The sequence below is a fragment of the Promicromonospora kroppenstedtii DSM 19349 genome, from assembly GCF_000515355.1.
Lineage (GTDB): Bacteria > Actinomycetota > Actinomycetes > Actinomycetales > Cellulomonadaceae > Promicromonospora > Promicromonospora kroppenstedtii.
In genome coordinates, this window is sequence record NZ_KI911717.1 from 2557 (window position 1) to 7839 (window position 5283).

At 72.0% G+C, this 5283-nt stretch carries 3 protein-coding genes; 1 reads left to right on the forward strand and 2 read right to left on the reverse strand.

Annotation, left to right across the window (positions count from 1 at the left end; translation table 11 throughout):
- Positions 1 to 139 precede the first annotated feature (139 nt).
- Positions 140 to 766 carry a SigE family RNA polymerase sigma factor gene (locus PROKR_RS20355; protein WP_036966516.1) on the reverse strand — a complete coding sequence of 209 codons (627 nt, stop codon included), beginning with the start codon at positions 764 to 766 and terminating at the stop codon, positions 140 to 142.
- A 317-nt stretch (positions 767 to 1083) separates the two neighbouring features.
- On the opposite strand from PROKR_RS20355, the gene ileS reads away from it, so the two are divergent.
- Positions 1084 to 4389, forward strand: a complete 3306-nt coding sequence (ileS, locus tag PROKR_RS20360; protein ID WP_036966519.1) for an isoleucine--tRNA ligase — start codon at positions 1084 to 1086, stop codon at positions 4387 to 4389.
- 86 nt (positions 4390 to 4475) lie between these two features.
- Here ileS and PROKR_RS20365 read toward each other — a convergent pair.
- Positions 4476 to 5283 (reverse strand): chymotrypsin family serine protease (locus tag PROKR_RS20365; RefSeq protein WP_036966522.1); only part of this gene is annotated, 808 nt, incomplete at its 5' end.

Here is a 5283-nt window from a genome sequence, read left to right on the forward strand (position 1 = left end):
CGGCGCGCACGCGTGCGCCGCACCGCGACCCGGGCCAGGTCGTGCGGGTCGGCGGGAGTCGGCGGCACCACGCCGCCCACCACGTCCCGCAGGTGGTCCACCCAGCCGTCGTCGACGGGAGGGTTGCTGTCGTTCCTGGTCATGCTTCTGCTCCTTCCGAGAGCAACGTGCGCAGGCGGGCGAGGCCGCGTGCGCCCTGAGACTTCACGGTGCCGACGCTGACGCCGAGCTCCTCGGCGACGTCGGCCTCCGACCGGTCGAGCAGGTGCCGCAGCACCACCACCCGCCGCTGGCCCGGCCCGAGCTGCCGGAGCGCCCGCACGAGGCGTTCCCGCTCCGCGACCTGGGCACTGCCGTCGCCGACGGCGTCCTGCCGCGCCTCCTGCGTGCCGACCACGTCCTCCGGAGGCTGGAGCACCTCGCGGCGGGTGCGCCGCCAACCGTCGATGCGGGCGGTGGCCAGCACCTTCCGGGCGTAGGCGAACGGGTTGCCGTCGATCCGGGACCAGCGGCGGTAGGTGCGCTCCAGCGCGATCTGGGTGAGGTCGTGCGCGCGGTGGTCGTCACCGCACAGGAGGTAGGCGATGCGGTGCAGCGCCGCGGTGTGCTCGACGGCGAAGAGCCGGAACTGCTCCTCGGCGGACACGCCGGTGCGGACCACCGCGAACCCGGGGACCGCCGCGGGTGCGCCGGGCGGGCTCGCGTTCGGCCCGGTCTGTCGGGAGGCGCGGGCCGGCGGACCGGTCGCTTCGCTGATTGTGCTCATGCCCCCTGGACGCACCCCGGGCGCGATCAGGTTGCACGCGGGATCTTTCGGCTTGCCGACGCCCGGTACGATTGCCCCACAGGCATCGACCCGGCCATCACCGGTGAGCCTCCGGAAGAACAGGCGAGCCCACAGCGGGAGAGCCCTACTAGACCCGGACGGGTAGGCCCGTCACAGCCGTCAACGAGCGGCCGACCGCGCCAGCGGACGGCAAGCGGGGTGGTACCGCGGCGCACCCAGGTGTGGCGTCCTCGCAGCAGAAGCACCACAGAAGTCCACCTGCTGCCGAACGCTGAACCGCCAGGAGCCAGAAGAACATGGCCTATCCGCTGCACCGTCCCAGTGACGCCGCCGACCCCGTGCCCGCGTCGCCCAGCCTGCCCGATCTCGAGCGCGACATCCTCGCCTACTGGGAGAAGGACGACACCTTCCGCGCCTCGGTCGAGGCCCGCCCGGCCGGCGAGAACGGCAGCAACGAGTTCGTCTTCTACGACGGCCCGCCCTTCGCCAACGGCCTGCCGCACTACGGGCACCTGCTGACCGGGTACGCCAAGGACGTCGTGCCGCGCTACCGCACCATGAAGGGGCAGCGTGTCGAGCGGCGCTTCGGCTGGGACACGCACGGCCTGCCGGCGGAGCTGGAGGCGATGAGCCAGCTCGGCATCAAGACCAAGGACGAGATCGTCGAGCTCGGCATCGACAAGTTCAACGCCGCGTGCCGCTCCAGCGTGCTCAAGTACACCGACGAGTGGCGCGCGTACGTGACGCGCCAGGCCCGCTGGGTGGACTTCGAGGGCGACTACAAGACCCTCGACCCGACGTTCATGGAGAGCGTCGTCTGGGCCTTCAAGTCGCTGTTCGACAAGGGTCTGATCTACGAGGGCTTCCGCGTGCTGCCCTACTGCTGGAACGACCAGACGCCGCTGAGCAACCACGAGCTGCGTATGGACGACGACGTCTACCAGCAGCGCCAGGACCCGGCCGTCACCGTCGGCTTCCGGGTCACCGAGGTGCCGGCGGGCGCGGACACGCTGCGCGCGGACGACCACCTGCTGATCTGGACCACGACGCCGTGGACCCTGCCGTCCAACCTCCTGGTCATGGTGGGGCCGGACGTCGACTACGCGATCGTCGAGTCGTCCTTCACCGGTACCCCGCAGCGGTACGTGCTGGCCGAGGCGCGAGTGGCGGCGTACGCCCGCGAGCTGACGGACGAGGGCAACGAGGAGCCCACCGTCGTCGGGCACCTGAAGGGGAGCGACCTGCTCGGCGCGGCCTACGAGCCGCCGTTCGCCTACTACGAGGGGCACCCGGGCGCGCACCGCGTGGTCGAGGCCGACTTCGTCACCACCACCGACGGCACCGGCCTGGTGCACAACGCCGGCGCGTTCGGTGAGGAGGACAAGCAGGTCAGCGACCGCGAGGGCGTGGACCCGGTCATCCCCGTGGGCGCGGACGGCGCCTTCACCTTCCCGGTCGAGGAGTACGCCGGCCTGCAGGTCTTCGCGGCGAACGCGCCGATCATCGACCACCTCAAGGCTCGCACACGCGGCGCGGGTGACGACGAGGCCGGGCGGACGACGCCGGGCACCGTGCTGCTGCGTCGCGAGCAGTACGCGCACTCCTACCCGCACTGCTGGCGCTGCCGCAACCCGCTGATCTACATGGGCGTGTCCTCGTGGTTCGTCGAGGTGACGAAGTTCAAGGACCGCATGGGCGAGCTCAACCAGGAGATCACCTGGGTCCCGGAGCACATCAAGGACGGCCAGTTCGGCAAGTGGCTGGAGAACGCCCGCGACTGGTCCATCACGCGCAACCGGTTCTGGGGCTCGCCCGTGCCGGTCTGGAAGAGCGACAACCCGGCCTACCCGCGCATCGACGTCTACGGGTCGTTCGCGGACCTGGAGCGTGACTTCGGCCGCCTGCCGCTGGACGAGGACGGCAAGCCGAACCTGCACCGCCCCTACGTCGACGACCTGACCCGGCCCAACCCGGACGACCCGACGGGACAGTCCACGATGCGCCGCGTCGAGGACGTGCTGGACGTCTGGTTCGACTCCGGCTCCATGCCCTACGGCCAGGTGCACTACCCGTTCGAGAACTCGGACTGGTTCGAGCACCACTTCCCGGGCGACTTCATCGTGGAGTACATCGGCCAGACCCGCGGCTGGTTCTACATGATGCACGTGCTGTCCACGGCGCTGTTCGACCGGCCCGCGTTCAAGACGGCGGTCTCGCACGGCATCGTGCTGGGCTCCGACGGCCGCAAGATGAGCAAGTCGCTGAAGAACTACCCGGACGTCAACGAGGTCTTCGACCGCGACGGGTCCGACGCCATGCGGTGGTTCCTCATGGCCTCGCCGATCCTGCGCGGTGGCAACCTCGTGGTCACCGAGGAGGGCATCCGCGACGCCGTCCGCCAGGTGCTGCTGCCCCTGTGGAGCACGTACTACTTCTTCACGCTCTACGCCAACGCCGCGAACGACGGCGCCGGCTACGCGGCCGGGCCGCTGACGCCGGAGCGCGTGGCCGGGCTGCCCGTCATGGACCGGTACCTGCTGGCGCGCACGCGCGGCCTGCTCGCCGACGTGACCGAGCAGCTCGACACGTACGACATCGCGGGCGCCTGCGACTCGGTGCGCCAGTACCTCGACGCCCTGACCAACTGGTACGTGCGCACGCAGCGCGACCGGTTCTGGGCCGAGGACGCCGACGCGTTCGACACCCTGTCGACGGCGCTCGAGGTGCTGTGCCGCGTCATGGCGCCGCTCGCGCCGCTGCTCACGGAGGAGGTCTGGCGCGGCCTGACCGGTGAGCGCTCCGTGCACCTGACGGACTGGCCGTCGCTGGCCCCAGGCTCCCGTGAGGGCGAGGTCCTGGTGGCCGACGACGCGCTCGTGGCCGCCGTCGAGTCCGCGCGGGCCGTCGTGTCGCAGACGCTGGCGCTGCGCAAGGCGAACAAGCTGCGCGTGCGGCAGCCGCTGCGCTCGCTCGTCGTGGCCGTCGCGGACCCGGACGGCGTCGCGCCGTTCACGGGCCTGCTGGAGACGGAGCTGAACGTCAAGGAGGTGCGCCTGGTGGCCTTCTCGCCCGAGGTCGCCGCGTCGTTCGGTGTCACGGAGCGGCTCGCGGTCAACGCCCGTGCGGCCGGTCCGCGCCTGGGCCGTGGCGTGCAGGCCGTGATCAAGGCGGCGAAGGCAGGGGACTGGTCCAAGACCGAGGCGGGTGCCGTGGTCGTCGCGACGGCCGACGGCGACGTCGAGCTGCTCGAGACCGAGTACGAGCTGACGACCGTGGTCGGGGGCGACGCGGCTGAGGCCGGCGCCGAGCCCACCACGGCCGCCAGCGTGCTGGCCGGGGGCGGCTTCGTGGTGCTCGACCTCGAGCTCGACGACGCGCTGCGCGCCGAGGGCTACGCCCGCGACGTGGTGCGCGACGTGCAGGACGCGCGCAAGGCCGCGGGCCTGCAGGTGGCCGACCGGATCGCACTGGACCTGACGGTCCCGGCCGAGTGGGTCGGCGCCGTCGAGGCGCACCGCGAGCTGGTCTCCCGCGAGACGCTCGCGACCTCGCTCGACGTGACCGTCGGTGCCGAGCGCGCGGTGGCCGTGACCAAGGCCTGACCCGGGGGTGAGGAAGGGGGCCGGAGCGTCTGCGCTCCGGCCCCCTTCCTGTCGCCCTCCGGCTTCTGTCGCGTCCGGCGGCGCCGTCAGCGGTTGATGCGGGCGTTCCAGTTGCTCAGGATGTCCACCATCGGGATGCCGTAGACGTACGAGAAGCACTGCGTGGACACCGAGGTGTTGCCGCAGCTGCGGCGGTTGGAGCCGCCGTCGATCATGCCGCGGGCGTACGCCTCGCCGTCGATGATCGCGTACATGGGGCCGCCGCTGTCGCCGCCCCCGACCACGACGCCGCCGTCCTCCCGGCTCGCCCGGAAGCCGTGGCAGGTCTCCTTGCCGCAGCTCCAGGCGACGTCGACGGCGCGCACCTTGGCACCGCAGTGCTCGCCCGTGACGGCCCCGGAGGCGCAGATGTTCTGCCCGACGGCGGGCTCCTGCACCCCGGCGACCCGGAACCGATAGCGCCTGTCGCCGTGGGAGGCGTTCCACGGGCCGCCGTACACGCGGCTCGCCGCGGTGCCGTCGGGCTTGATGAGCTCGGCGTCGAGCCTGGCCTCGCGGCTGGAGACCGTACCGATGCGCTGGCCCGCGCCGTCGCGCACCACGTCGCCGACCGACTCGTTGCAGTGGGCGGCGGTGACGATCCGCTCGTGGCCCCCGGGCGCGACGATCGAGAAGCCTGTCGTGCAGTAGTCGGTGCCGTCCTTCGAGGCGATGGCGCTGCCGGCGTGCCAGGGGGAGGCGTCGTTGCGCCGGCTCGCGGAGGTGGACATGACGCCGTCGTCGACGAGCTCGACCCGGACCGGGACGCCCGCGGCCTCCGCGAGCTCCCGGTCGAGACCGGCCGATCCGGCGGCGGCCGAGCCGCGGGCGACCTCGACGACGAGGCCGGCGTAG

Coding starts and splice junctions, on each gene's coding strand:
- ileS (WP_036966519.1), top strand. CDS start 1,084: ATGGCCTATCCGCTGCACCGTCCCAGTGACGCCGCCGACCCCGTGCCC.
- PROKR_RS20355 (WP_036966516.1), bottom strand. CDS start 766: ATGAGCACAATCAGCGAAGCGACCGGTCCGCCGGCCCGCGCCTCCCGA.